This is a genomic window from Dactylosporangium sp. NPDC050588, from assembly GCF_040654975.1.
Classification (GTDB): Bacteria; Actinomycetota; Actinomycetes; order Mycobacteriales; family Micromonosporaceae; genus Dactylosporangium; species Dactylosporangium maewongense.
Genome location: NZ_JBFAJA010000008.1, coordinates 105,935 through 131,124 on the forward strand (window position 1 = coordinate 105,935; position 25,190 = coordinate 131,124).

Consider the following 25,190-nt stretch of genomic DNA (forward strand, 5'->3'; position numbering starts at 1 on the left):
GCGGACGCCCGCCGGGCTGCGGAAGTGCATCAGCAGCGCGGCGGGCGTCCGGTGGGGCTGGCAGGCGGCGCGGGTCAGGCGCCGCCGGGGGCGCCGTGGCAGCGCTTGTACTTCTTGCCGGAGCCGCAGGGGCAGGGGGCGTTGCGGGAGGGGCCGTTGCTGGCGACCGCCTGGCCGGGGGAAGGCTTGCGGGCCGCCGACGGCGCGGCCGGGCCCGAGCGGCGCACGCCGGGAGACGGCGACGACGACGGGGCCGGGCGGGTGGTGCCGCTGCCCAGGCCGAGGGCGGGCGCGTCCTCCTGCTGCTCGATGTGCACGCCCGCCTCGCCGTCGATGGTCGGGGCGGAGTACTGCAGCGCGCGCGGCATGCGGTTGCCGCCGAGGCCCTTGGCGCGGATCTCGACGTGCGGCTCGGGCAGCGGGACGTTGGCGCCGGTCTCGGCGGCCGCGGCCACGTCCAGCACCGGGGCCGGAGCCTCCTCGACCTGGACCTCCAGGTTGAAGAGGAAACCGACGGCCTCTTCCTTGATGCCTTCCTGCATCTGCTGGAACATGTCGAAGCCTTCGCGCTGGTACTCGACCACGGGGTCGCGCTGCGCGTAGGCCCGAAGGGTGATGCCTTCCTGCAGGTAGTCCATCTCGTAGAGGTGCTCACGCCACTTGCGGTCGATGACGTTGAGCAGGACCTGGCGCTCCAGCTCGCGGACGGCCTCGGCGCCGAGCTCCTCCTCGCGGCGGTCGTAGGCGGCGTGGGCGTCGTCGATGAGCTGGTTCTTGAGGAACTCGGGGTCCAGCGAGCCGCCGGCCTCCTCCTCCAGGTCCTCGATGGTGACGCCGACCGGGTAGAGCTGCTTGAGGTTCGTCCACAGCTGCTCGAGGTCCCAGTCCTCGGCCGTCTCGCCGAGGGAGGTGGCGGAGGTGACGTAGTCGCCGACGACCCCGTCGATCATGTTGCGGACCTGCTCGCTGAGGTCCTCGCCGTCCAGGACGCGCTTGCGCTCGGCGTAGATGACCTTGCGCTGCTTGTTGAGGACCTCGTCGTACTTGAGGACGTTCTTGCGGATCTCGGCGTTCTGCGCCTCGATCTGGGTCTGCGCGCTCTTGATCTGGCGGGTGACCATCTTGGACTCGATGGGCACGTCCTCGGGGATGTTGAAGCGGTCCATGACCGCCTCGACGGCGCTCGCCCGGAAGCGGCGCATCAGCTCGTCCTGCAGGGACAGGTAGAAGCGGGACTCGCCGGGGTCGCCCTGACGGCCGGAGCGGCCGCGGAGCTGGTTGTCGATGCGGCGGGACTCGTGCCGCTCGGTGCCCAGGACGTACAGGCCGCCGGCGTCGGTGACCTCGTCGGACTCGTCCTCGACGAGCTTCTCCCAGCGCAGGAGGGCGTCCTCGAAGGCGGCCGAGTACTCGTCCGGGCCCTCCACCTCGTCGAGGCCGCGCTGGCGCAGCTCGGCGGCGGCGAGGTATTCGGCGTTGCCGCCGAGGAGGATGTCGGTGCCACGGCCGGCCATGTTGGTGGCGACGGTGACGGCGCCCTTGCGGCCGGCCTGCGCGATGATCTCGGCCTCTTTGGAGTGGAACTTCGCGTTGAGGACGGAGTGCGCAACGCCACGCTTGCGCAGCAGCTGCGACAGCAGCTCGGACTTCTCGACGGAGACGGTGCCGACGAGGATCGGCTGGCCGAGGGCGTGCCGCTCGACGATGTCGTCGACGACGGCGTTGTACTTCGCCTTCTCCGTCTTGTAGATCACGTCGGGGTGGTCGACGCGGACCATGGAGCGGTGGGTCGGGATGCTGATGACGCCGACGCCGTAGACCTTGTTGAACTCGGCGGCCTCGGTCTGGGCGGTGCCCGTCATGCCCGACAGCTTCGAGTACAGGCGGAAGAAGTTCTGCAGGGTGATCGACGCGAGCGTCTGGTTCTCCTGCTTGATCTCGACGCCCTCTTTGGCCTCGATGGCCTGGTGCATGCCCTCGTTGTAGCGGCGGCCGTGCAGGATGCGGCCGGTGAACTCGTCGACGATGAGGACCTCGCCGTCGTTGACGACGTAGTCCTTGTCGCGCTTGTAGAGCTCCTTGGCCTTGATGGCGTTGTTCAGGTAGCCGACCAGCGGGGTGTTGACCGACTCGTAGAGGTTGTCGATGCCGAGCTGGTCCTCGACCTTGCCGACGCCGCGCTCGGTGACGGAGATCGTGCGCTTGGACTCGTCGACCTCGTAGTCGCCGTCGCCGTCCTTGCCGCGCTTCAGGCGGCCGACGACGCGGGCGAACTCCTGATACCACCGGGCGGACTGCTCGGCCGGGCCGGCGATGATCAGCGGGGTGCGGGCCTCGTCGATCAGGATCGAGTCGACCTCGTCGACGATCGCGAAGTTGTGGCCACGCTGCACGAGTTCGTCGCGCGACCACGCCATGTTGTCGCGCAAGTAGTCGAAGCCGAACTCGTTGTTGGTGCCATACGTGATGTCGCAGTCATACGCGGCCCGGTGCGCCGACGACGGCTGGTTGGGCAGCACGGTGCCGACGGTGAGGCCGAGGAACCGGTGCACGCGCCCCATCCACTCGGCGTCGCGCTGGGCGAGGTAGTCGTTGGTCGTGATGACGTGCACGCCCTTGCCCGAGAGCGCGTTGAGATATGCGGGGAGCACGCAGGTGAGGGTCTTGCCCTCACCGGTCTTCATCTCGGCGATGTTGCCGTAGTGCAGGGCGGCGCCGCCCATGACCTGCACGTCGTAGTGTCGCTGACCGAGCACCCGGGAGGCGGCCTCGCGGGCGACCGCGAACGCCTCAGGCAGGATGTCGTCCAGCGTCTGACCGTCGGCGAGCCGTTCCTTGAACTGGTTCGTCATGTCGGCCAGCTCTTCGTCGGAGAGGTCGGTGTACTCCTCCTCCAGCGAGTTGACGGCATCTGCGACAGCCTTCAACCGCCGCACCTGGCGACCTTCGCCGGCGCGGAGGATCTTCTCGAAAATCGACACGGGTCAGCGCTCCCTTAAACGTCTGCGACCCATCGTAGGCGGCTTCTTGCCCGAACTGCCGCCCCCGCCCACCCACTCTACGGACACTGATGGACAAAGCCGTACAAATCGCTTCGATGTACCGGAGAAATATCCGCCGACAGCGGGCACATTTGGGGCAGGATCGGCGGTCATGGAGCCGATCGAACTGACCACCGGCGACGGGCTCGTCCTGCGCGCCTGGCATGAGGACGACGCCGAGGACGTCTTCCTCGCCTGCCAGGATCCCCTGATTCAGCGCTGGACCATGGTGCCTGTGCCTTACCTGCGGGAACAGGCCGCCGCCTACGTGCGGGAGATGTCACGGGCCGCGTGGGTCACCGAGACGTCGGCGCCGCTCGGGGTGTTCGACGCCCGCACGGGTGAACTGCTCGCCTCCGCCGGCCTGGTCACCCTCGACCTGCGCAACCGGCAGGGCGAGCTCGGCACCTGGGTGGCGCCCTGGGCGCGCGGGCGGCGGGTCGCGGAGCGGGCCGGCCGGGCCGTCGCGCACTGGGCGTTCGAGGTGCTGGGGCTCACGAAGCTCGTCTGGCGCGCCGAGGTCGGCAACCACGCGTCGAAGCTCACCGCCGAGCGGATCGGCTTCACGTTCGACGGCGTCGTGCGGGCGCTGCTGCCGGCGAAGGAGGGCGGGTTCGTCGACGGCTGGCACGGGGTGATGCTGCCCGGCGAGGTCTGCGACACACCCCCCGCGTGGGTCGCTCCGGGCGGCCCGGGCGCGCTGCGCGCCCACACGTTCTGCGCCCCGCCGGTCCGCCTGCCGGCCGGGCCGGGCACGCTGCGGCTGGCCCGCGACGGCGACCTGGACGACCTGGTGATGACGTTCCGCGACCCGGAGACCGTCCAGTGGACGTCGGTCCCCCTGGACTACGGCCCGGAGCATGCCATGGACTTCATCCACCACCGGTACCCGAACGGCTGGCTGCAGGGCACGGGGGTGGGGTTCGTGGTCGCGGACCCCGACGACCGGTTCGCCGGCACCATCGACCTGCGGATCAACCCGATGGACCCGGTCAGCGCGGAGCTGGGCTTCTCCTCCGCGCCGTGGATGCGGGGCAAGGGCTTCATGACCGAGGCGGCGCGCGCGATCTGCGGCTTCGGGTTCGACCGGCTCGGCCTGGGCCGGATCGTCTGGCGCGCGCACGTGGGCAACATCGGATCGAGGAGGGTGGCGGAGAAGGTGGGATTCGTGATCGAGGGCGTCCAGCGGGACAGCTGCGAGCAGCGCGGCACGCGGGTCGACGGCTGGGTGGCGACCCTGCTCAAGCGGGACCTGAAATGACCGTCGCGCTCAGGCCGTTCCGGGACGAGGATGCCGACGCGGTCGCCGAGGCGTGCGGCGACCCCGCCATCGCGCACTACCTGCCGTTCCTGCCCCAGCCGTACACCCGCGACGACGCCCTGGCGTTCTTCCGGCAGAAGCCCGAGGACCCGGCGATCGTCGACGCGGCGACGGACCGGGTGCTCGGCGCGATCGGGTCGACGCCACGCGGCACCGGCACCGTGGAGGTCGGCTACTGGGTCGCGCCGTGGGCCCGCCGGCAGGGGGTGGCGTCGGCGGCGCTGGAGCAGTTCAGCGCCGGGCTGTTCGCGCAGGGGCTGCAGCGGCTGTACCTGGTGACGGCGCTGACCAACGGCGCCAGCCAGCGGGTCGCCGTCGCCGGCGGGTACGTCCGGGAGGGCATCGCCCGGGCCGCCTCGCAGGCCGTGGACGGCACCTGGCAGGACATGGTCGTGTGGGCCAGGACCGCCGGCGACCCGCCCGGCCCCAGCGCCCGCGCCCTGCCGGACCTGCCCGGTGGCGTGCTGACCGACGGCGTCGTCGCGTTGCGCCCGATCAGCGAGGAGGACGGGCCCAGCACGTACCAGATGCGCAGCCGCCCGGACGTCAGCGGCAGGTCGGTCGTCGGCACCCCGATGGACCCGGCCGTCGTGACCCGTCAATGCGCCGAGTCGGTGTCGAAGTGGCTGGCCGGCCAGCGGGCGGAGATGACCATCCGGGACGCCGCCGGCGGCACCTACCTCGGCGAGATCGCGCTGTTCTACTTCGAGCCGCTCCTGCGCGAGGCGATGATCGGCTACAGCCTCACCCCGGAGGCGCGCGGCAAGGGGTACGCCGCCCGCGCCGCCCGGCTGGTCACCGCGTGGGGCTTCGAGATCGGGATGGCGAGAATGACCGCCGGCACCGCCCCGGACAACGTCGCGTCGCAGCGGGTCCTGGAGGCGGCCGGGTATCACCGCGAGGGCCTGCAGCGCAGCCGGCTGCCCGGCCCGGACGGCACCCGGATCGACAACATCCAGTTCGCCAAGCTGCGCCCGGCGGCAACCTAGGCGTCATGCGGCGTTGCCGTGTGCCCGAGACAGTCTGGGCATGCGTCGACGTGCAGTGATCTCCGGCATCTCGGTGGCCGCCGGGGCGGCGGTCCTTCCACAGGCCCTCGTCAGCCCCGCGGCCTCCGCCCACACCACGAAGCCGCGGCCGGCCCGGCCGCTCGTCATCGGGCACCGCGGGGCCAGCGGCCACCGGCCCGAGCACACCCTGGCGGCGTACCGCCTGGCGATCGCGATGGGCGCGGACTTCATCGAGCCCGACCTCGTGCCCACCAAGGACGGCCAGCTCGTCGCCCGGCACGAGAACGAGATCTCGGGGACCACCGATGTGGCGTCGAAGCCGCAGTTCGCGGGCCGGCGGACCACGAAGACCATCGACGGGGTCAGCGTCACCGGCTGGTTCACCGAGGACTTCACCCTCGCCGAGCTCAAGACGCTGCGCGCGGTCGAGCGGCTGCCCGCGGTCCGCCCGCACAACACGATCTACGACGGGCTCTTCGAGATCCCGACCCTGCAGGAGGTCATCGACCTCGCCCGCTCCGCCGGCGTGGGCATCTACCCGGAGACGAAGCACCCCACGTACTTCGCGTCCGTCGGGCTCGCGCTGGAGCCGCTGCTCGCCCGGATCCTCAAGCGCAACGGGCTGGCCGGCCGCAACGCGAACGTCTTCCTGCAGTCCTTCGAGCCGACCAGCATCAAGAAGCTGCGCGGCCTGGTGGACACGCCGTCGGTGGTGCTGCTCGACGCGGTCGGCTCGCCCTTCGACTTCCGCAGCAGCGGCGACCCGCGCACGTGGGCGGACCTCGCCAAGCCGGCCGGCCTGGACTGGCTCAAGACCTTCACCAACGGCGTGGGCGCGACGAAGAACCTGGTCATCGCGCGGGACGCGGCCGGCAATCTGCTGCAGCCGACGGCGCTGATCGGCGACGCCCACGCGCGCGGCCTGAAGGTGCACTCCTGGACGTTCCGCAACGAGAACCAGTTCCTGCCGCTCAACCTGCGCAAGGGCACCGACCCCAACGCGTGGGGCGACGTGATCGGCGAGATCAGGACCTTCCTGGCGGCCGGGCTCGACGGCGTCTTCGCCGACTACCCCGACACCGCGGTCCTGGCCCGCGACCTGTGAGCGGACGGCGGGCCGGTTCGCACCGGCCCGCCGTCCGGCGACAAACGGCTCAGGTGCCGAGGCTCATGACCCCGTAGTCATACGCCTTGCGGCGGTAGACGACGCTGGGCCGGCCCGACTCCTTGTCGTTGAACAGGTAGAAGTCGTGGCCGAGCAGCTCCATGTGGAACAGCGCGTCGTCCACGGTCATCGGCTCGCCCGGGTGTTCCTTCTCCCGGACGATGTGCCACGGCTGGTCGTCCTGCTCGTCGATCAGGTCGAAGGACTCGGCCTCGACGTCGGCGAGTGTGGCGACGCTCGCGCGCTCAGGTTGTGTGAACGCCAGCGACGCGGTCGCCGCGGCGACGGAGACCGGCGCGTGCCGCCCCCGGTGGACGCGCCGGCGGTCGGCGGCCCGACTCAGCCGGCTGTCCAGCTTGGCGATGGCGGCGTCCAGCGCACTGTAGAAGTCGGCGGCGCAGGCCTCCGCCCGGATCACCGGCCCTCTGGAGACACACGTGATCTCCACACGCTGGCAGTGATCGGATTGGCGCGGATTGCGCTCGTGAAACAACTCGACGTCGACGCGGATGAGCTTGTGGTCGTATCGCTCGACCTTCTGCAGCTTGTCTGCGACGTGCTGCCGGTAATGGTCGGGCACCTCGACGTTGCGGCCCTTGACGACGATGTCCACTCCTGGCCTCCCCCACGGGTCTAGCTAAAGAAACGGGTTTGGGTTCGGTTGTTGTCCGGACTGCTCGGCCGGATCGCGCCTCCCCAGAGGCTGAGCCTTCGCGGCACGCGACCGAAACGGATGGGGCAGAGTCCTCCCTTCCGAACCGGCGCTTCGCGAACGCCGGCAAGGTCTTCGGTCAGGTCGTCTCTCGACGTTAAACCGAGGACAGCCGCTAGTCACCCCCGGTTCACAAGAACTCTCCGATCAACTTCTGAATCCCTCCTCGCGGATTACCCCGAGTGGCGCACGAAGTAACGTTCCGCTCAAACCGGGACGAAGGGCGTTAGCTACGCGGCACGCTGCGTAGCGGCCAGAACGGCCACGCGGTGGACCCGGACGCCCGCGGCGGCGAGCCGCGCCGTGGATGCGGCAAGGGTCGACCCTGTGGTGATGATGTCGTCGACGAGGATCACGGCACCGCCGGCCGGCCTGCCCCGTCCCCGCACCGCGAAGGCCTGCGCGGCCGCGCGGGCCCGCTCGGTGGCCGACAGCTCGGTGGAGTCCTCCCGCTTCGGCAGCGCCCGCAGGAGCCCTTCCACCCGCACCTCGGCGCCCCGCCGGCGCAGCGTCGCGGCCGCGGCGACCGCGAGCCGGTCGACGTGGTCGCCGAAGCGCCGCCTGGCCGCCGCGCTCGTGGCCGGCACGGGCACCAGCGTCAACGGCCCGGCACCGGCCGGCACGGACGCGGCGACGACCCTGGCGAGCAGCCCGCCGAGCACCGGCGCCAGCTCGTGGCGGTTGCGCTCCTTGTACTGGATGAGCATCCGCCGCAGCGAGCCGGCATACGCGGCCAGCGCGAAGGCCGGCGGCAGCCCCGGCGGCTCGGGCACCGGCCGCGTGCGCCCCGGCCGGACGGCGGCGAGCGCCGCGCGGCACGGCTCGCACAGCGGCCCGGTGGCGGGCCCGTCGCACCCGGCGCAGGTGGCCGGCAGCACCAGGTCCAGCAGGTCGGCGAGCAGCATGACGCCCGTCAGTCCGCGTAGAAGGGCGACTTGGCGATCAGCTTCGGCGTCTGGGTCGCCGACGGGCTGGGGGTCCCGCCGCCGGGGGCATCCACCTCGATCGGGTCGACGGACGTGGCGTACACCCCCCGCGCCTGATCCTTGTCCTGGAACATGACCAGCACCAGCTCCAGCGACTTGGCCGCGTCGTTGGTGCGCGCCGACAGCTCGGTGACTGGGAAGGCGCTGGGCTTCTCCGGCTTCCGCGGCAGGGGCTCCTCGCCGGTGCCGTCGAGGCTGGTGCGCACCAGCGAGTAGTTGGCCTCCGGCGGCCCGTTGGCGGGGTTCGGCTCGCCGCCGATCACCAGCGAGGTCTCGGTAAGCCAGCCGACGGCCCTGTTCGCGCCGAGGGAGTTGGGCACCGCGTGCTGCTCGCCGAGCGTGAGCTTGCCGTTCTCGAATTTCAGGGCCGCGACCTTGGTCTCCTTGCCACCGATGACCAGGGCGACCCGCCGGCCGTCGGGCGACACCGAGAAGGCCGAGACGTTGGTCAGCTCCGTGTCGTTGGGGCCGGGCACCGCCACCCGCACGGGCGGCTCGCCCGCGGCGCCGGGCGGGGTGACCGCCCACAGACTGGCGCCGTCGGCGATCAGGAACCGCGGCGCCGGGTGGTCGATCCACACCGGCCGGCTCAGCGTCGCGGCGGTCATGCCGGGGACCTCGACGTACGTGGGCACCCGGGTGTCGGCGTTGACGAAGAGCTGCTCCTTGTTACCGACCTTGCGGACCAGCGCCGCCCTCGTGCGCGCCCGGTTGATCGTCGCCGAGACGACCGCCTTGTTCCACTCGCTCGGGCCGAACAGCGCGGGACCGTCGGTCGCCGTGCTGAGCTGCCGGACCGACTCGTTGACGATGGCGAACCTCTCCTGGTCCAGGTCCCCCTGCACAACGGCGGAGTTGTCGCCGAGGTAGCCGCCGGAGTCGTTCGTGGTGTCCCTGGCGTTCTCGAAGGACAGCGACACGGGCGGGTGCAGGATGAGCGACCAGCGGATCTGGCTCGCCAGCTTGCGCAGGTCGTCGGGGCTCTTGCCGGCCACCTTCGAGATCAGGTTGACGTTCACGCTCTGGTCGGCGTTGACCGTGGCGCTGCCCTTCGTCTCGATGCCGGACAGCCTGTCGACGGCCGGGGTCAGCCACGCCGACGGCCCTTCGACGAGCCACCGCACGACCTCGTCGACCCGCTTCGACGGCTGCAGCACCTTCGGCATGTACCGCAGGTCGGGCACCAGCTTCGGCTTCTCGACGTCCTTCTCCCAGAAGTAGATCGGCTGGCGGATGTACTGGTCCTGGAGCCCTGCGGTGCTCAGCAGCATGTACTGGGGCACCTGGGAGAACCGGACCTGTCCGCCGACCTCCTCGCTCTCGAACACGGCGGGGAACGTCCGGTCGCTGTCGGTGGGCCAGGCCGTGAACCGGCCGAACGAGTCGAGCTGACCGACGCGCGTCAGAACGACCTTGTAGGTCGATCTGGTGCCGTCCTGGACGATCTCGCTCTTCCCCTGCGCGACGACCGTCAGGTTTCCTGTCGGCTTCCAGGTCGCCGCGGTCTGCTCGGTCATGAACGTCTTCATGCGGGTCTGGGTCTCCGACGCCGCGTCCTGCTGGTCCGAGTTGGTGATGTTGCCGCCGACCGACGTCTTCAGGTAGCGGTTGACCAGGTCGGACAGGCTGGTGGCGCCGTCGGGCTTCTCGGGCGGGTCGGCCCGGTCCTGGACGCGGCTCGGCTCGACGGCGGGGCCCACGTACCTCGGGTCGGTGCGGTCGGGCAGCCCGCACCCGCCGAGCACCAGCGCGACCACGGCCACGCCCGCGGTGAGCCGCAGGAACCGGGCGGTCATGCCGACACCTCCGCTGCGCTCCGGCCCGCTCATGGCGTCTCCCCGATCAGCGCGGCCTCGTCGGCGCGGGCGTCGTCGGGCACCAGGCGCAGCGGCGAGGAGACGAGGCGGTCGCCGGAGCGCACCGGCAGTGTCAGGCGGAACTGGGCGCCCTTGCCCGGCGCGCCCCAGGCCTCCAGCCAGCCGCCGTGCAGCCGGGCGTCCTCCAGGCTGATCGACAGACCGAGCCCGGTGCCGCCGGTCTGCCGCGCCCGGGACGGGTCGGCCCGCCAGAAGCGGTTGAACACGAGCTTCTCCTCGCCGGTCTTCAGCCCGACCCCGTGGTCGCGCACGGTCACCGCCACCGCGGCCTCGTCGATGGCCAGGGTCACCACGACCGGCTTGCCCTCACCGTGCTCGATGGCGTTGCCCAGCAGGTTGCGCAGCACGCGCTCGACGCGCCGCGGGTCGACCTCGGCGATCGCCCCGTCCTCCGGCGCCTCGACCCGCAACGGTACTTTGCAGCGCTCGGCGAGCGGCTCGAGCCGCTCCGCGACCCGGCGCACGATCGGCGCGAGGTCGGTCGGCTCGGCGTCCAGCGCGGCGAACCCGGCGTCGAAGCGGCTGATCTCCAGCAGGTCGGTGAGCAGGTCCTCGAACCGGTCCAGCTCGGCCTGCAGCAGCTCCGCGCTGCGCGCGGCGGCCGGGTCGAAGTCGTCGCGGTAGGCGAAGAGCAGGTCCGCCGCCATCCGCACGGTGGTCAGCGGGGTGCGCAGCTCGTGCGACACGTCGGAGGTGAAGCGCCGCTGCAGTCGCGACATCTCCTCCAGCCGGACGATCTGCCGCTGCAGGTTGGCCGCCATCTGGTTGAACGCGGCGGCCAGCCGCGCCAGGTCGTCCTCGCCCTTGACCTGCATGCGCTGGTCGAGCAGGCCGGCGGAGAGCCGCTGCGCGGTGCGGGCCGCGACCCGCACGGGCTTCACCACGAGCCGGGTCATGGTCGCCGCGATCAGGGCGAGCAGCGCGACGAGCGCCACGCCGGTCGCCGTGACCACCAGCGCGACGAACTCGACCAGGTCGTTCTCGGCCTTCAGCGGCAGCAGGTAGTACAGCTCCAACGGCTGGCCGCCGGTGATGATCGGGGTGCCAATGACCAGGAAGCGGGTCGGCCCCCGCCCGACGTCGAGGGTCTCGATCTGCTGCCACGTGCCGGGCTTGCGGCCGCTGACGACCGACTCGCGGAGCTGGCGCATCGAGCTCTGCTGCATCACCGTGGCCGTGCCGTTGTCCGGCGACGCGGCCCCCGGCGTGCCCTGCCGCAGGATGACGACCTCGGAATCGGGGTTGTCCATGGAGGTGGCCAGGTCCAACGCCACGCTCCGCATCTTCCCGGGCAGCCCCGGATCGTCGGCCTGGGTGTAGCCCTCCAGCTGCTTGGTCGCCTCCCGGGCGCCGCGCAGGATCTGGTCCTCGGAGGTGTCGACCTGGGTGCGCAGCACGCCCTGGCTGATCAGGGAGGCGACCGTGTAGCCGAACGCCGACACCAGGATCGCGGAGAGCAGCAGCGTGATGCCGACGACGCGGAACTGCAGCGACCGGCGCCACTGCCGGCGGGCGGCGGCGTAGAAGCGGCGCAGGCGGCGGCTCACGGCGTGCGGGATCAGCCGCTTCGGCCGGAAGCGGCTGAAGCGGCGGACCTGCACGATGATCGGGTCGATACGCACCAAGGCAGACCTCAGCCTGTGCCGGCCTTGTAGCCGACGCCGCGCACGGTGAGGATGATCTCCGGCTTCTCCGGGTCGGGCTCGATCTTGGCGCGCAGCCGCTGGACGTGGACGTTGACCAGACGGGTGTCGGCGGCGTGCCGGTAGCCCCAGACCTGCTCGAGCAGCACCTCGCGGGTGAACACCTGGCGCGGCTTGCGGGCCAGGGCCACCAGCAGGTCGAACTCGAGCGGCGTCAGCTTGACCTCCTCACCGTCGCGCATGACGGTGTGCGCCGGCACGTCGATGGTGATCTGGTTGCCGGGCGGGCCGATGGTCAGCAGCTCGGGGGCGACGTCCTCGCCGCGGCGCAGCCGGGCCCGCATGCGCGCGACCAGCTCCTTGGGCTTGAACGGCTTCATCACGTAGTCGTCGGCGCCCGACTCGAGCCCGAGCACCACGTCGACCGTGTCGCTCTTGGCGGTGAGCATCACGATCGGCACGCCGGACTCGGCGCGGATCGACCGGCACACGTCGATGCCGCTCATGCCCGGCAGCATCAGGTCGAGCAGGACGATGTCGGGCCGACTGTCCCGGAACGCACCGAGTGCACGCTCGCCGTCCGCGACGAAGGACGGGAGGAAGCCTTCGCTGCGCAGGACGATGCCGAGCATCTCGGCAAGGGCGGGGTCGTCGTCGACCACCAGGACGCGGGCTCTCATGCGGTCCAATATTTCACCTCGACGCCCGAAGATGGGAACCCGATGCCCGATCTTGGTCAGTTTCCGGCCATCTGGTCAGGGCGGGCCGCCGGGTTCGCGCCTGCCGACTACGGTGTCCGCGTGGACCAGCACAGCCCGGTGATCCCACTGCGTCCGCTCACCTTCGGTGAGCTGCTCGACGCGGGGGTGCTGCTGCTGCGCGCCAATGCCCGGTTGTTCCTGGTCGCCGCGTTCGTGCTGGCGGTGTGCGAGCAGGCCGTGCTGTTTCCGCTGCGCTCTGTCGCCGGCGCGGACGGCACGACGGACGTCTTCGACGCCGACACCGGGATCTGGTGGCTGGTCTTCTGCTGCGGCCTGACCACGGAGGGCATCGTGCTGGCGCTGCTCGGCGGGCTGACCGGGGCGGCCGCCGGGCCGGCCCTGCTCGGGACCCCCGCGCCGGCCCGCGACCTGCTGCGCGCGTGGGGGCGGCGGGCGCCGGCGCTGATCGTCCTCGCCATCTCGGTCGGCCTGATCCTGCTGCCGAGCGCGGTCGTGGCGCTGCCGTGGTTCTACTTCTTCGGCGCGATCGGCCTGGCCGCGCCCGCGCTCGTCGTCGACCGGGTGGGGCCCGGCGCGGCGCTGGTGCGCTCCCTGAACCTGGCGCCGGTCGGGCTGCGCGGCGTGGCGATCCGGCTGGGCGGCTACGGCGGCTGGGCCGCGATCCGGGTGGCGATCGGCCTGGGCACCGCCGCGCTGCTGGACACCGTGCTGCCGAGCGACGCGCTGGTCTACGAGATCGTCACGGTGGCGGTGTGGGTGCTGGCCAACACCGTCGTCTACGCCGCGCTCGCCAGCGTCGACGCCGTCCTGTACCTGGAGAGCCGGATGCGGGTCGAGGGGCTCGACGTCGCGGTCGGCCGCTCCCGCCGGCTCGGCCGCCCCGTCGACCTGGCCCAGGCCGCCCTCTCCGGTGCGGTGCAGCGATGACCCGCGGCTGGGCCGAGTTCCTCGAGCGGCTGTCCGCGGCGATCGGGCTGCCGCTGCTGGTCTTCCTCCTGCTGCTGCTGTCGGTCGTCGGCGGCGTCCTGTACTACTTCTTCCCGCGCTGGGTCCCGAAGCGCTTCCCGCGCCTGCGCCGGCGGAAGCGGAAGAAGGACGCCGAGGAACCGGAGACGGCCGCGCCCGAGGAGGTCGAGGTCACCGAGCCGTCGAGCGGCGACACGCTGCCCGACCTGCCGGCCAAGGTGTTCCTGAGCCTGGCCGACCGGCTGGCCGCGGAGGGCCGCTACGCCGAGGCGGTCCGCGAGCGGCTCCGGGCGATCGTGCGGGGGCTCGCCGACAAGCGCGCCGTCGAGGTGCTGCCCGGCATGACCGTGACCGAGGTGGCCCGTGCCGCGTCCGCCGTGGTGCCGGCCGCCGAGCCGGCGCTGCGCGGCGCGACCGGGATCTTCTCCGACATCTGGTACGGGCAGATCCCCGCCACCGAGGAGCACGACACCCTGATGCGGCGATACGCGGCGGAGGTCGACGCATGAAGAAGGCGCGCTCCCGGCGGTGGCTGCGGGTCGTGGTCCCACCCGTCGCCGCCCTGCTGGTCGTGATCACCGGCCTGGTGCTGTACCAGTGGGAGCAGCCCGACGAGGACGACGCCGCCTACCTGTCGCCGGTCAGCACGGCGGCCATCGGCGCGAGCACCCTCGCCGACCGCGTCCGCGCGGCCGGGGTCACGATCGCCCGGGTCGGCAGCACCGCCGACGCGTTCCTGGCCGAGAACCGCGGCGACGTGACGATCCTGCTCACCACCCCGCAGTTCGTGCACCCCGAGTACCTGCGGCGCATGGCGCTGCTGCCGGGCTCGACCCGGGTCGTGCTCGTCGAGCCCAGCAAGCAGACCCTGCTGCGCGCGCAGATGCCGCTCACCACCGGCCGGCGGGCCCTCGCCGGCTCGGTGAGCGCGCCGGGGTGCGACTACCGGCCCGCGGCCGACGCCGGCCCGGCGGGGATCCACCGGACCAGCTACGGCCCCGTCGACCCGGCCGCCGAGGAGGAGTTCGCCCGCTGCTACGACGACTCGCTCATCGTGTTCAGCCGGGGCTGGACCACCACGACGATCGCCGGCTCCGCGGACCCGTTCCGCAACGACCGCATCGGCGAGGCCGGCAACGCGAGGCTCGCCACCAGCCTGCTGACCACCAGGCCGCGGCTCGTCTGGGTCGACCTGCACCGGCACGAGTCGCCGCCGGAGCCGGTGCGGGACCCCGCCCCTCCCGTGCCGACGGCGACGCGGACCGCCAGCGCCGAGCCGAGCGCCACGCCGACCCGCGACCAGGACCTGCCCAGCTCCGGCCCCAGCCGGTCCAGGGGCGCGCCGCCCAGCCCGGACCCCGGCGCGACGCAGGCCGGCAGCCGCGGCGAACCCGCCAACCCGCTGTGGGAGGCCTTCCCGGCGTGGGTCTACGTGGTCGCCGTGCTGCTCGTCGTCGCGCTCCTGCTGTACGCCCTGGCCAGGGCGCGCCGGATGGGCGGGCCGGTGGTGGAGCCGCTGCCGGTGCTCGTGCGCGCCGGCGAGACGGTCACCGGCCGGGGCAGGCTGTACCAGCGGGCCCGGGCGCGCGACGAGTCGCTGCGGACGCTGCGGGCGGCCGCCGTGGCCCGGATGGCGCGGCTGCTGCGGCTGGAGCCCGGCACCGACCGCACGACGCTCGTGGCCGCGGTCGCCGCGTGGAGCGGCTGGCCCCCCGAGGTCGTCGACGACACGCTGTTCGGCCTGCCGCCCGCGGACGACGAGGCGCTGGTCGCCGCCGCCGTCCAGCTGGAGATGCTCACCGAGGCCGTGATCAACGAACAACCCCACGCAGAAGGAGCACGACGGTGACCGACACCGCTATCCCGCTGGCACAGCCGGCGCCAGAGCCGGCAGTGGGGCCGGTCGGGGACCCGCAGGAGGCCCGCGCCGCCCTCGGCCGGCTGCGCGCCGAGGTCGGCAAGGTCGTCGTCGGCCAGGACGCCGTCGTGTCCGGCATGGTGATCGCCCTGCTCGCCCGCGGGCACGTGCTGCTGGAGGGCGTGCCCGGCGTGGCGAAGACGCTGCTCGTGCGCACCATCGCCGCGGCGCTGGACCTGGACACCAAGCGGGTCCAGTTCACCCCCGACCTGATGCCCGGCGACGTCACCGGTTCGCTGATCTTCGACGCCCGCACCGCCGAGTTCGAGTTCCGGGAGGGGCCGGTCTTCACCAACCTGCTGCTCGCCGACGAGATCAACCGGACGCCGCCGAAGACCCAGGCGTCGCTGCTGGAGGTCATGGAGGAGCGGCAGGTGTCGGTGGAGGGCCGGGCCCGCCCGCTGCCGGACCCGTTCCTGGTCGCCGCGACGCAGAACCCGATCGAGTACGAGGGCACCTATCCGCTGCCGGAGGCGCAGCTCGACCGGTTCCTGCTGAAGCTGACCGTGCCGCTGCCGACCCGCGACGAGGAGCTCGGCGTGCTGCGCGCGCACCACCACGGCTTCGACCCGCGACGGCTGCGCGACGCCGGGGTGACCGCCGTCGCGACCGCGGCCGACCTCGCCGCCGGGCGCGCCGCGGTGCAGCGGGTCGCGGTCGCCGACGGGGTCCTCGCGTATGTGGTCGACCTCTGCCGCGCGACCCGCGTGTCGCCGTCGCTGGAGCTCGGCGCCTCGCCGCGCGGCGCGACGGCGCTGCTCGCCGCGGCGAAGGCGTGGGCGTGGCTGACCGGCCGCGACTACGTCACCCCCGACGACGTGAAGGCCCTCGCCCGGCCGACGCTGCGGCACCGGGTGCGGCTGCGGGCCGAGGCGGAGCTGGAGGGCGTCACCGCCGACGCGGTGCTCGACTCGGTCCTCGCGACCGTGCCGGCCCCACGATGAAACCGGTGTCCGCGTGACCATCTGTCTTCGCCCGGGGACGGCTTCATGATCACCTGGCGGCCGGCCGCGCTCGTCGCCGCCGGCACGCTCCTGCTCGCCCTGGCCGGCATCGCCGCCGGGGACGCGGTCGGCGGCGGCTGGCTGTGGCTCGGCGCCGCGGTCCTGCTCGCCGGCGTCGCCGCCGCGTGCGCCGTGGACTACTTCGCCGCCGTGCCGCCGCGCGCGCTGGCCCTGTCCCGGTCCGGGCACCAGTCGCTGTGGCTCGGCGACACCGGCAGCGTCGAGCTGACCATCCGCAACGGCGCCGACCGGCCGTTCGTGGGGCGCGTCCGCGACGCGTGGGTGCCGTCCGCCGGCGCGTTCCCCGCCGAGCAGGAGGTCCGGATCGAGCCGGGGCGGGCCGTGAAGCTGACGACGTCGCTGACCCCGACCCGCCGCGGCGACCGGCCCGCCGTCCGGGTGACCCTGCGCTCCCATGGGCCGTTGCGGCTCATGTACCGCCAGACGACGCGCCGGACCGCGGACTCCATGACCCCGTCGTGGCGGCTCCGCGTCTACCCGGCGTTCGCGTCCCGGCGGTTCCTGCCCGAGAAGGTCGCCAGGCTGCGGGTCCTGGACGGGTCGGTGGTGACCCGCGGGCGGGGCCAGGGCACCGAGTTCGACACCCTCCGCGAGTACGTCGTCGGCGACGACGTCCGCTCGATCGACTGGCGCGGCAGCGCCCGCCGCTCCGACGTGGTGGTCCGCACCTGGCGGCCCGAGCGCGACCGGCGGCTCGTCTGCGTCCTGGACACCGGCCGGACCTCGGCGGCCCGGATCGGCGACGAGCCCCGGCTCGACGCGGCGATGGACGCCGCGCTGCTGCTCGCCTCCGTCGCCGCCCGCGCCGACGACCGGGTCGACCTGCTCGCCGTCGACACCACGGTCCGCGCCTCGGTGACGAACGTCGACAAGAGCACGCTGCTGTGGCGCCTCGTCACCGCGATGGCCCCGCTCCAGCCGGCGCTCGTCGAGACCGACTTCGGCCTGGTCGCCGGCGAGGTGCTGCGGCGCGAGCGGAAGCGGGCCCTCGTGGTGCTCTTCACCGCGCTGGAGCCGGGCGCGCTCGGCGACGGTCTGCTGCCGGTCCTGCCGCAGCTGGCCGCGAAGCACCGGGTCGTCGTCGCCGCGGTGCACGACCCGGAGCTGAGTCGCATGGCCCAGGTCCGGCCCGGCGCGACCCCGGCCGACGTCTACGCGGCCGCCGCGGCGCAGCGCACCCTCGCCGAGCGGGAGCGGGTCAGCGCCGCGCTGCGCCGCCACGGTGTGGAGGTGGTCGACGCCCCGGCCGACGTGTTCGCGTCCCGAGTCACCGACCACTACCTCGCCCTGAAGACCAGCGGCCGGCTCTAGGCCACCGGGACCGCGGCCTCGCTCAGTTCCTCCGGGAGGTCCGTCGACACGCCACGCAGTTCCGCGGCCCGGCCGAGGATCACGACGTACGCCAGGAACCCCAGCCACACGACGGCGCCGATCGCGTCTTTGACCAGCATCGGCAGCGCGGACGGCGTCAGGAAGCCCTCCAGGACGCCGCTGACCAGCAGCACCACCACGAGCCCGAGCGCGACCAGCATCCCCTCCCGGGCCGCCGCCACCAGCGCCCGGCCGCGGGTCCGCAGCGGCCCGGGCACGATCCACGCCCACCCGATCCGCAGCCCCACCCCGGCGCCGACGAAGACGGCGGTCAGCTCCAGCAGACCGTGCGGCATGATCAGGCCGAAGAACACGTCACCGCGCCCGTACGTGATCATCACGCCGCCGGTCAGCCCGATGTTCAACGCGTTGTTGAACAGCACGATCAGCACCGGCAGGAGCAGCACGCCACCGGCGAGGCACTCCGCGGTCAGCACCGCGTTGTTGGTCCAGACGCGCAGCGTCGAGTTCTGCGCCTGGAACTCGCTGTAGTAGCCGACGAACTCGCTCTGAACCATCTTCGTGATCGTCGCGTCGTCCATGAACAGGTCGGCGACCTCGGGGTTGGCCACCACGTACGCCATGATCCCGAACGTGACCAGACTGAACACCGTCGCCACGGCCGACCACCACGGCCAGGCCCGGTAGACCGCCAGCGGGAACGTCTCCGTGAAGAACCGCCCCACGGTCCGCCACGAGAACGCCGGCGCCCCCGTGATCGCGTTGCGGGCGGCCAGCACGAGGCGGGACAGGTGGGCGACGAGCGCCGGGTCGGGCGACCGGCTGCGCACGGCGGACAGGTGCGTCGCCGCCCGCTGGTAGAGCGCGACCAGCTCGTCGGCCTCGGCGGCACTCACCCGCCGCCGGCGCGCCAGCTCGTCCAGCCGCCGCCACTCGGCGGAGTGCTCGGCGACGTATGCGTCCAGGTCCACGACGGCAGCGTAGACGGCGCCGGCACCCCCGGTGGCCCGGTCCTTCGGGTGCGCGCGATGGTGCGGCCGTGTAGGACACTGTTGCGCATGCGCATCGCCACGGCCCCCGAAAGTCCAGGAGACCGCCTGGTCAGCGGCGAGGCCGTCGAGCTGGACGTGCGGGTCGCCAGGATCGGCTCACGGGCCGTCGCGCTCATCATCGACGCCTTCGGCCAGGCCGTCCTGTTCATGCTCCTGTTCGTGGCGGCCTCGTTCCTGCGCCTCGTGACCGACGCCGCCGGCCTCTTCGACGACGGCCTCGGCCAGGCCATCTTCACCGTCATCCTGGTCGTCACGGCCCTGGGCTACCCGGCCTTCTTCGAGACCCTCCTGCGCGGCCGCACTCCCGGCAAGGCCGCCATGGGCCTGCGCGTGGTCCGCGACGACGGCGGCCCGGTCCGCTTCCGCCACGCCTTCACCCGGGCGCTGCTCGGCCTGGCCCTGGAGTGGCCCGGCCTCCTCCTGCCGGTCGTCACCTGGGTCGCCAGCCTCGGCACCATGCTCATCGGCCGCAGCGGCAAGCGCCTCGGCGACTGGGCCGCCGGCACGATCGTCATCCACGAGCGCACCCCGGCGAGCTGGGGCTGGGTCCCCGCCATGCCGCCGCCGCTGCGCTCATGGGCGAGCCGCCTGGACCTCACCGGCCTCGACGACAGCCTGGCCCTGGCGGTCCGCCACTTCCTGGCCCGCAACCGCGAGATCACCGAGCCCTCCCGCACCGCCCTCGGCCGTGCCCTGGCCCGCGAGGTCGCGCTCTGCACGACCCCGCCCCCGCCCCGCGAGGCCCCGGGCTGGGCGTACCTGGCCGCCGTCATCGCCGAACGCAACCGCCGCGCCACCGCCCAGCTCGTCAAGGCCCGCGCCGCCTCGTCCAGCGTCTGGCCGGACCTCCACGCCGCCGCCGGCCCCCACCTGGTCGGCCCGTTCGAGCCGGCCCCACTCCCCCCACCCCCGACCGCCCTCCGCCCCGCCGTCCCCCGCTGACCCGACCATCAAGACCGACGGCGCCAAGCAGGCCGCCCAGAAGGTCGTCGACTGGGTCAACGCCGGCTACGTCCCGGCATCGGCCAACAGCGACCCCCACCGTCGGCGGCAATCCCCCGCACCACCCACCGCCCCCTTCGATCGACGATGCCCCGCCAAGGCACCCGCCGGCCGCACAGCCGCTGCGGACACCGCCCACCACACCACACCGCTGCGGCTCCTATCTAGCGGACACCGCCCACCGCGCCGCCACAGGACTCCCCACTGCTGTGGACGCCGCGTCCGCACCCCACCGCCGCGGACTCCCACATTCCGCACTCCACTCTCCGCGCTCCGGGTCTACTTCGACCTCTCTCCGCCCCACCGCATGGGACTCCCGGACTTCCACTGTGTTCGCTTCCGGCCTCCGCAGCCCCGCGCCCACGCGTCCGCTCGCCCGTCCCCCACGCTCGCCGCGCTCTTCCTAGGCAGTGTCTTCAAGGAGGCGCGGGTCGGGCATGATCTGACCCGCGGTCCGTCGATATGCACTCACGGATGGCGAGTGGGAAGCATTGTCGCGGTTCCTGCCTTCGCCGGTCACCGGCGGCATCGTGCGGGTGCATCAGCACGCCGCCGGCGGCGGCAAAGGGGGCGGGCAGAACCCGGCGAATCAGACACCCGTGGGGGCCCGCAACCGGCTCACGCCGTCGGACGATTCCGTGGCGGACTGACCACGAAGATTCACCTTGCCTGCGACGGTGCGGGCCGTGTCCTGGCGTTCGTCCTCACCGCCGGCAACGTCAACGACTGCACCCGGTTCACCGCTGTCATGGACTCGATCAAGGTCGACCGGCGCGGCCGGGCCGGCCCCGGACCCGCCCGGACCACGCCATCGCCGACCAGGGCTACAGCACCAACGCAATCCGGGCTTCCTGCGTTCCCTCGGCATCGGGCACACCATCCCTGAACGCGCCGACCAGCAGGCCAACCGCCGCCGCAGAGGCAGCCGCGGCGGTCGGCCGCCAGCCTTCGATCGTGACCGGCACAAACACCGCAACGTCATCGAACGCTGCACTGCCTAGCCCGTCCCCCACGCTCGCCGCGCTCTTCCTAGCCCGCCCCCTTCGTTTTTCGCGCTCTTCCTCGCAGGCCTCTCACAGCCACTCCTCTCCACACAGACATTGATCAATGCCCCGGAATGCGGCAATTGCTCCATAGACGTTGCGCTATCTGCATACGAAATGATCAATGTCTGTGCGGATGGAGGGCGCCGGGTGCCGTGCGGTGCGGGACTCGAAACCGAATACGAACGGCCCCGGCTGGAGCCTCGCTGGTGGGCGGGTCCGGGCCGGGGCCGGTGAGGTGGAGCGAGTGCCTAGACCAGCTTGACGGCCTCGGCGTAGTGGCAGGCGCTGCGGTGGCCCTGGCCCCGGTCGGTGAGGGCCGGGACCTCGTCGGTGCAGAGCTTGCGTTCGGTGTCGGTGAGCTCGGTGGCGAACTTCGGGCACCGGGTGCGGAAGCGGCAGCCGCTCGGCGGGTTGACCGGGCTCGGCACGTCGCCGGTGAGGAGGATGCGCTTGCGGACGCGTTCCTTGCGCGGGTCGGGCAGCGGGATCGCCGAGATCAGCGCCTGGGTGTAGGGGTGCGACGCCCTCGTGAACAGCTCCTCGACCGTCGCCGTCTCCACGATCCGGCCGAGGTACATCACCGCGACGCGGTGGGCGATGTGCCTGACCACGGACAGGTCGTGGGAGACGAAGAGGTAGGACAGGCCCAGCTCGCTCTGCAGGTCCTCGAGCAGGTTGATGACGCCCGCCTGGATGGAGACGTCCAGCGCGGACACGGGCTCGTCCAGGACCAGGACCTTCGGGCGCAGCGCCAGGGCCCGGGCGATCCCGATGCGCTGGCGCTGGCCGCCGGAGAACTCGTGCGGGTAGCGGTTGCCGTGCTCGGCGTTGAGGCCGACCGTCGACATCAGCTCGCGGACCTTCGCCGGGCCGCCGTCGGAGAAGAGGCCGTGGATGCGCAGCGGCTCGGCGATGATCTCGAAGACGGTCATGCGCGGGTCGAGCGACGCGAACGGGTCCTGGAACACGATCTGCAGGTCGCGGCGCAGCGGGCGCATCTGCGAGCGGGACAGCCCGGTGAGCTCCTTGCCCGCGTAGTGGATCTCGCCGCTGGTGGGGCGGATCAGGTTGAGCAGCAGGCGGGCCGTGGTCGACTTGCCGCAGCCGGACTCGCCGACCAGGCCCAGGGTCTCGGTGCCACCGATCTCGAAGGAGACGTCGCAGACGGCGTGCACCTCGCCGACCCGCCGGCGCAGGATGCCGCGGGAGCGGACCGGGAAGTGCTTGACCAGGTTCTTGGCGGAGATGACCGTGCCGGTGACGGCGGGTTTCGTGGTGTCGATGGTCATGAGGCGTCCTCGGGCGTGTCGGCGGCCAGGTCCGTGTCGGCCACCGCGACCTCTTCGGTGTCGACGTCGACGGAGGTCACCGCGAAGACGTCGGTGGCCTGGGTGTCGACGAGCTGGGTGCTGAAGTGGCAGGCCGCGGTGTGCTGGCCGTCGAGGTCGACCGGGAGGAGGTCGGGCTCGACCTCCTCGCAGATGTCCTGGGCCATCGGGCAGCGGGGCCGGAAGGGGCAGCCGGGCGGCAGGTTGAGCAGCGACGGCGGCGTCCCGACGATCGGCGTGAGCCGGGCGTCGCGGCCCTCGTCGACGCGGGGCAGGCTGCCCAGCAGGCCGAGGGCGTAGGGCATCCGCGGGCGGTAGAAGATGTCGTCGACGGTGCCCGACTCGACCAGCTTGCCGGCGTACATGACGCACACCCGGTCGGCGTGACCGGCGATGACGCCGAGGTCGTGGGTGATCAGCACGAGCGCGGCGCCGATCTCCGTGCGGGCCGCCTCGAGGGCCTCCAGGACCTGCGCCTGGACGGTGACGTCGAGCGCGGTGGTCGGCTCGTCGGCGATCATGACCTCGGGGTTGTTCGCCATCGCGATGGCGATGACGACCCGCTGGCGCATGCCGCCCGACATCTCGTGCGGGTAGTTGTTGACCCGCTGCTCCGGGTACGGGATGCCGACGACCTTCAGCAGCTCGACCGCCCGGTCCCAGGCCGACCGCTTGCTGACGTCGTGGTGCACGAGCACGGCCTCGGCGATCTGCTTGCCGATGGTGTAGACCGGGTTGAGCGAGGTCAGCGGGTCCTGGAAGATCATTGCCAGGTTCTTGCCGCGGATCTTGCTCATCTCGCGGTCGTTCTTGCCCAGCAGCTCCTCACCGCGGAAGCGGGCCGAGCCGGTGATCTTCGCGGAGCCGGGCAGCAGGCCCATGAGCGCGAGCGACGTGACCGACTTGCCGGAGCCCGACTCGCCGACGATGCCGAGCGTCTCGCCGCGCCGCAAGGTGTACGACACCCCACGGACCGCCTTGACGAGGCCGTCCTCGGTGGGGAACGAGACGCTGAGGTTGTCGACCTCCAGGACGGTGTCCGTCGCGGTTGGGCGGGTGTTCAGTTCGATGGAGGTCATCGGCGCACCAGTGTCTGTCGGGGGTCGAACGCGTCGCGCAGGCCGTCACCGATGAAGTTGACCGTCAGCGCGATGAGGATGATGAACAGGCCGGGGAAGTAGAACAGCCACGGCTGGTCCTGCACGGAGAGCTTGGCGTCGTTGATGAGCAGGCCCAGCGAGGTGTCGGGCCGCTGCACGCCGAAGCCGATGAAGGACAGCGCGGTCTCGGCGAGGATGGTGGTCGCGATCGTGACGGTCGCGGCGACGATGATCGAGCCGAGTGCGTTGGGCAGCAGGTGCCGCACGATGATGCGCAGGTCGCTGGCGCCCATCGCCTTGGCCGCCTCGACGAACTCCTGCTCGCGCAGCGACAGCACGACGCCGCGGACGACCCGGGAGATGCCGGCCCAGGCCAGGAACGACAGCACGAGGGCGAGGCCCCACCAGCTGGCGCCGCCCTGGAGGTTGACCGACAGGGTCACCGCGATCGCGATGCTGGGCAGCGTGAGCACCACGTCGGCGATGCGCATCAGCACGCCGTCGGCCCAGCTGCGGTAGAAGGCCGCGACGGCGCCCCACAGCGCGCCGAAGGTGGTGGCGATCAGCGCGACCAGCAGCGAGATCTTCAGCGACTGCTGGGTGCCGCGCATGCTCTGGCCGAGCAGGTCGTGGCCGGCCTGGTCGGTGCCGAGCGGATACTCCGCCGACGGCGGGGAGAAGCTGGGGCCGTCGATGTAGGCGTAGTCGTATTTCCACAGCAGCGGGCCGACGAACGCGAACAGGACGATGAGCAGGAACAGCACGAGGCTGCCGACGGCGAGCCGGTGCCGCAGGAAGCGGCGGAGCACCAGCTCCATCTGGCTGCGCTGGCGGGTGGTGAGGACAGGGGTGGCCTCGGGAGCCTTGGTGACCAGTGAGCTACTCATAACGGATCCTCGGGTCCAGCACCGCGTAGAGAAGGTCGGCGACGATGTTGAAGACGATCACCACGATGCCGGAGACCAGTAGCCAGGCCAGCAACGAGTTGACGTCCCGCCGGGTAACGGATTCCAGCAGGTAGACACCCATGCCGGACCAGTTGAAGACGGTCTCGGTGATCACCGCGCCGCCGAAGATCCCGCCGATGTCGACGGCCGTGATGGTGGCCAGGGGGATCAGCGCGGTGCGCAGGGCGTGGCGGACCATGACCTGGCGGCTGCGCAGCCCCTTGGACCGGGCCAGCCGCACGTAGTCACTGTTGAGGACCTCCAGCATCGCGCTGCGCTGATATCGGCTCCAGGCCGCATAGGTGATCAGCGTCAGCGAGATGGTGGGCAACACCATGTGCCCCGCGATATCGGTGATCTTGCCCCACGTATCGAAGGTGTCGTGGTTGTAGTCCTGGTCGCCGAGCGTGTAGAAGACCTGCGATCCGGTGCTCTGGTTGTACGCGACGCCCGCCTCCTTGAGCAGCAGCGCGAGCCAGAACGACGGGATCGACAGGGCGAGGAAACCCATGAAGGTGAACCCGTAGTCGACCTTGCTGTACTGCTTGACGGCGCTCAGGACGCCGGATATCACGGCCAGGATGACGGCCAGCAGCATGGCCACGAAGACCAGCCGCAGCGTGACCCACAACCGATCGCCGATCTGATCGCCGATGTTGAGCGTCTTCTCGGTGGACTGGCCGAAGTCGCCGTGCAGGACGAGGTTGCCAAGCCAGCTGACATACCGTTCGGCGAGTGGCTTGTCGAGGCCGAGCCGGTGGGCCTCCAGCTGTCTGGTCTCGAGCGGGACCGGTGGGTTCCGCGCTTCCATGTCGTCAATGGGGTTGCCCGACAGTGAGGCGATGACGAACACGAATATCGAGGCGGCGATGAGCACCGGAATTCCGATCAGGAGCCGGCGCACCGCATAGGCGATCATGAGTTTCCTCCGCTTATTGGCAGGTGCGGGAGGACCCCGGACGCACGCGGCGTCCGGGGTCCCCGTCGATCCGGTGCG

The 25,190-nt window shown here is 71.8% G+C and carries 21 protein-coding genes and 1 pseudogene; 10 read left to right on the top strand and 12 right to left on the bottom strand.

The window, feature by feature from the left end; translation table 11 throughout:
* Positions 1–74: 74 nt before the first annotated feature.
* Complete coding sequence (gene secA, locus AB0I21_RS07355) at positions 75–2,981, bottom strand: preprotein translocase subunit SecA (protein WP_360559537.1); 2,907 nt, start codon at positions 2,979–2,981, stop codon at positions 75–77.
* Positions 2,982–3,153: 172 nt separating this feature from the next.
* Here secA and AB0I21_RS07360 point away from each other — a divergent pair, with 172 nt between their 5' ends.
* Genes AB0I21_RS07360 through AB0I21_RS07370 form a run of 3 tightly spaced genes read left to right on the top strand, consistent with a single transcriptional unit; the run spans position 3,154 to position 6,477 of the window.
* Positions 3,154–4,302, top strand: coding sequence for a GNAT family N-acetyltransferase (locus AB0I21_RS07360; RefSeq protein WP_360559538.1), 1,149 nt, complete (start codon positions 3,154–3,156; stop codon positions 4,300–4,302).
* Positions 4,299–5,351 (top strand): GNAT family N-acetyltransferase, encoded by a 1,053-nt coding sequence (locus AB0I21_RS07365; protein ID WP_360559539.1) that lies wholly within the window; start codon positions 4,299–4,301, stop codon positions 5,349–5,351. Before AB0I21_RS07360 ends, AB0I21_RS07365 begins: the two co-directional genes overlap by 4 nt.
* A gap of 40 nt (positions 5,352–5,391) precedes the next feature.
* Complete coding sequence (locus AB0I21_RS07370) at positions 5,392–6,477, top strand: glycerophosphodiester phosphodiesterase (RefSeq protein WP_360559540.1); 1,086 nt, start codon at positions 5,392–5,394, stop codon at positions 6,475–6,477.
* A 49-nt stretch (positions 6,478–6,526) separates the two neighbouring features.
* Here the strand turns inward: AB0I21_RS07370 and raiA are convergent, their stop codons facing one another.
* The 5 genes from raiA to mtrA all read right to left on the bottom strand — a co-directional run bounded on the left by raiA (position 6,527) and on the right by mtrA (position 12,435).
* On the bottom strand, positions 6,527–7,150 hold the full coding sequence (gene raiA / locus AB0I21_RS07375) for a ribosome-associated translation inhibitor RaiA (RefSeq protein WP_360559541.1): 624 nt from the start codon (positions 7,148–7,150) through the stop codon (positions 6,527–6,529).
* A 329-nt stretch (positions 7,151–7,479) separates the two neighbouring features.
* Complete coding sequence (locus AB0I21_RS07380) at positions 7,480–8,154, bottom strand: phosphoribosyltransferase family protein (protein WP_360559542.1); 675 nt, start codon at positions 8,152–8,154, stop codon at positions 7,480–7,482.
* An 8-nt stretch (positions 8,155–8,162) separates the two neighbouring features.
* Positions 8,163–10,031 carry an LpqB family beta-propeller domain-containing protein gene (locus AB0I21_RS07385; RefSeq protein ID WP_360559543.1) on the bottom strand — a complete coding sequence of 623 codons (1,869 nt, stop codon included), beginning with the start codon at positions 10,029–10,031 and terminating at the stop codon, positions 8,163–8,165.
* A 29-nt stretch (positions 10,032–10,060) separates the two neighbouring features.
* Positions 10,061–11,659 (bottom strand): MtrAB system histidine kinase MtrB, encoded by a 1,599-nt coding sequence (mtrB, locus tag AB0I21_RS07390; RefSeq protein ID WP_360559587.1) that lies wholly within the window; start codon positions 11,657–11,659, stop codon positions 10,061–10,063.
* A gap of 86 nt (positions 11,660–11,745) precedes the next feature.
* Entirely contained in the window at positions 11,746–12,435 is a 690-nt protein-coding gene (gene mtrA / locus AB0I21_RS07395; protein WP_033364613.1) for an MtrAB system response regulator MtrA, read from the bottom strand.
* Positions 12,436–12,555: 120 nt separating this feature from the next.
* Between mtrA and AB0I21_RS07400 the strand changes: the two genes are divergently transcribed.
* The 5 genes from AB0I21_RS07400 to AB0I21_RS07420 are packed head-to-tail and all read left to right on the top strand — an operon-like array spanning position 12,556 to position 17,697.
* The gene (locus AB0I21_RS07400; RefSeq protein ID WP_360559544.1) at positions 12,556–13,404 is read left to right on the top strand and encodes a hypothetical protein; all 849 of its coding nucleotides are present in this window, start codon (positions 12,556–12,558) and stop codon (positions 13,402–13,404) included.
* The gene (locus AB0I21_RS07405; RefSeq protein WP_360559545.1) at positions 13,401–13,952 is read left to right on the top strand and encodes a DUF4129 domain-containing protein; all 552 of its coding nucleotides are present in this window, start codon (positions 13,401–13,403) and stop codon (positions 13,950–13,952) included. The genes AB0I21_RS07400 and AB0I21_RS07405 overlap by 4 nt, the downstream gene beginning before the upstream one ends.
* Positions 13,949–15,292 (top strand): DUF4350 domain-containing protein, encoded by a 1,344-nt coding sequence (locus tag AB0I21_RS07410; RefSeq protein WP_360559546.1) that lies wholly within the window; start codon positions 13,949–13,951, stop codon positions 15,290–15,292. The genes AB0I21_RS07405 and AB0I21_RS07410 overlap by 4 nt, the downstream gene beginning before the upstream one ends.
* 44 nt (positions 15,293–15,336) lie before the next feature.
* Positions 15,337–16,305, top strand: a complete 969-nt coding sequence (locus tag AB0I21_RS07415) for a MoxR family ATPase (RefSeq protein ID WP_354890946.1) — start codon at positions 15,337–15,339, stop codon at positions 16,303–16,305.
* A gap of 45 nt (positions 16,306–16,350) precedes the next feature.
* On the top strand, positions 16,351–17,697 hold the full coding sequence (locus AB0I21_RS07420; RefSeq protein WP_360559547.1) for a DUF58 domain-containing protein: 1,347 nt from the start codon (positions 16,351–16,353) through the stop codon (positions 17,695–17,697).
* On the opposite strand, the gene AB0I21_RS07425 is transcribed toward AB0I21_RS07420, so the two are convergent.
* Complete coding sequence (locus AB0I21_RS07425) at positions 17,694–18,689, bottom strand: stage II sporulation protein M (RefSeq protein WP_360559548.1); 996 nt, start codon at positions 18,687–18,689, stop codon at positions 17,694–17,696. The genes AB0I21_RS07420 and AB0I21_RS07425 overlap by 4 nt on opposite strands.
* A gap of 87 nt (positions 18,690–18,776) precedes the next feature.
* Here AB0I21_RS07425 and AB0I21_RS07430 point away from each other — a divergent pair, with 87 nt between their 5' ends.
* Both AB0I21_RS07430 and AB0I21_RS07435 read left to right on the top strand, forming a co-directional pair.
* Entirely contained in the window at positions 18,777–19,712 is a 936-nt protein-coding gene (locus AB0I21_RS07430) for an RDD family protein (protein ID WP_360559549.1), read from the top strand.
* Between the two features lie 590 nt (positions 19,713–20,302).
* Positions 20,303–20,505: pseudogene (locus tag AB0I21_RS07435) on the top strand (transposase); the annotation flags it as partial.
* Positions 20,506–20,596: 91 nt separating this feature from the next.
* Here AB0I21_RS07435 and AB0I21_RS07440 read toward each other — a convergent pair.
* From AB0I21_RS07440 to AB0I21_RS07460, 5 genes are all read right to left on the bottom strand, one after another.
* Complete coding sequence (locus AB0I21_RS07440; protein ID WP_360559550.1) at positions 20,597–20,785, bottom strand: hypothetical protein; 189 nt, start codon at positions 20,783–20,785, stop codon at positions 20,597–20,599.
* Positions 20,786–21,066: 281 nt separating this feature from the next.
* A complete protein-coding gene (locus AB0I21_RS07445) occupies positions 21,067–22,107 on the bottom strand; it encodes an oligopeptide/dipeptide ABC transporter ATP-binding protein (protein WP_354890922.1) in 1,041 nt (346 codons plus the stop codon).
* Entirely contained in the window at positions 22,104–23,225 is a 1,122-nt protein-coding gene (locus tag AB0I21_RS07450; protein WP_360559551.1) for an ABC transporter ATP-binding protein, read from the bottom strand. The genes AB0I21_RS07445 and AB0I21_RS07450 overlap by 4 nt, the downstream gene beginning before the upstream one ends.
* The gene (locus AB0I21_RS07455) at positions 23,222–24,133 is read right to left on the bottom strand and encodes an ABC transporter permease (protein WP_360559552.1); all 912 of its coding nucleotides are present in this window, start codon (positions 24,131–24,133) and stop codon (positions 23,222–23,224) included. Before AB0I21_RS07455 ends, AB0I21_RS07450 begins: the two co-directional genes overlap by 4 nt.
* Positions 24,126–25,112 carry an ABC transporter permease gene (locus AB0I21_RS07460; protein WP_360559553.1) on the bottom strand — a complete coding sequence of 329 codons (987 nt, stop codon included), beginning with the start codon at positions 25,110–25,112 and terminating at the stop codon, positions 24,126–24,128. Before AB0I21_RS07460 ends, AB0I21_RS07455 begins: the two co-directional genes overlap by 8 nt.
* Between the last annotated feature and the right edge of the window lie 78 nt (positions 25,113–25,190).

Excerpts from the sequence above, each read along its gene's own strand:
- AB0I21_RS07445 (WP_354890922.1), bottom strand. The coding sequence starts at position 22,107 with ATGACCATCGACACCACGAAACCCGCCGTCACCGGCACGGTCATCTCC.
- AB0I21_RS07410 (WP_360559546.1), top strand. The coding sequence starts at position 13,949 with ATGAAGAAGGCGCGCTCCCGGCGGTGGCTGCGGGTCGTGGTCCCACCC.
- AB0I21_RS07420 (WP_360559547.1), top strand. The coding sequence starts at position 16,351 with ATGATCACCTGGCGGCCGGCCGCGCTCGTCGCCGCCGGCACGCTCCTG.
- AB0I21_RS07380 (WP_360559542.1), bottom strand. The coding sequence starts at position 8,154 with ATGCTGCTCGCCGACCTGCTGGACCTGGTGCTGCCGGCCACCTGCGCC.
- mtrA (WP_033364613.1), bottom strand. The coding sequence starts at position 12,435 with ATGAGAGCCCGCGTCCTGGTGGTCGACGACGACCCCGCCCTTGCCGAG.
- AB0I21_RS07450 (WP_360559551.1), bottom strand. The coding sequence starts at position 23,225 with ATGACCTCCATCGAACTGAACACCCGCCCAACCGCGACGGACACCGTC.
- AB0I21_RS07460 (WP_360559553.1), bottom strand. The coding sequence starts at position 25,112 with ATGATCGCCTATGCGGTGCGCCGGCTCCTGATCGGAATTCCGGTGCTC.
- AB0I21_RS07370 (WP_360559540.1), top strand. The coding sequence starts at position 5,392 with ATGCGTCGACGTGCAGTGATCTCCGGCATCTCGGTGGCCGCCGGGGCG.
- AB0I21_RS07455 (WP_360559552.1), bottom strand. The coding sequence starts at position 24,133 with ATGAGTAGCTCACTGGTCACCAAGGCTCCCGAGGCCACCCCTGTCCTC.
- AB0I21_RS07365 (WP_360559539.1), top strand. The coding sequence starts at position 4,299 with ATGACCGTCGCGCTCAGGCCGTTCCGGGACGAGGATGCCGACGCGGTC.
- AB0I21_RS07430 (WP_360559549.1), top strand. The coding sequence starts at position 18,777 with ATGCGCATCGCCACGGCCCCCGAAAGTCCAGGAGACCGCCTGGTCAGC.
- AB0I21_RS07405 (WP_360559545.1), top strand. The coding sequence starts at position 13,401 with ATGACCCGCGGCTGGGCCGAGTTCCTCGAGCGGCTGTCCGCGGCGATC.
- AB0I21_RS07385 (WP_360559543.1), bottom strand. The coding sequence starts at position 10,031 with ATGACCGCCCGGTTCCTGCGGCTCACCGCGGGCGTGGCCGTGGTCGCG.
- AB0I21_RS07360 (WP_360559538.1), top strand. The coding sequence starts at position 3,154 with ATGGAGCCGATCGAACTGACCACCGGCGACGGGCTCGTCCTGCGCGCC.